Genomic DNA, 387 nt, shown 5'->3' with positions numbered 1-387 from the left:
GACAGGAAATAACGCATTCCTGAGACCTTAGTGATCTCCAAGGGAGCTGTCCCTGATAAAGCCCGTGGGCTTTTTCATATGGCGCCCACCTATTTTGTAGGTTCCCGGGATCAACTTTTTCCATCGGCTGTCGTGGATCATCCTTTTTTCGTATAGATACAACAAATGATTCTATACTTTTTTTAAGTAAAGCAAGTCGCTATTATATTTTTCAAGAGATTCAACAACATTTTGATGGATTAGAAAACTTTATTTGTTGCATTTACGGCAATCTACAGAATAATTAACGGGATAATGACAGAAAACTCAAAGTACCCGCAATCTGCTACTTTAATCCGGAAACAGCTACGCCAGAGGGGCCTATTGCATCGTTCTGCCCTTTCGCCA

At 40.8% G+C, this 387-nt stretch carries 1 other RNA gene; it reads left to right on the top strand.

Annotated features, from left to right (window positions below):
* Nucleotides 1-143: non-coding RNA, 6S RNA (ssrS, locus tag J7R05_RS08945), on the top strand; the annotation flags it as partial.
* Between the last annotated feature and the right edge of the window lie 244 nt (nt 144-387).

The sequence above is a fragment of the Bartonella capreoli genome, from assembly GCF_902813205.1.
GTDB lineage: Bacteria > Pseudomonadota > Alphaproteobacteria > Rhizobiales > Rhizobiaceae > Bartonella > Bartonella schoenbuchensis.
This window is presented reverse-complemented; position numbering and strand designations above follow the sequence as displayed.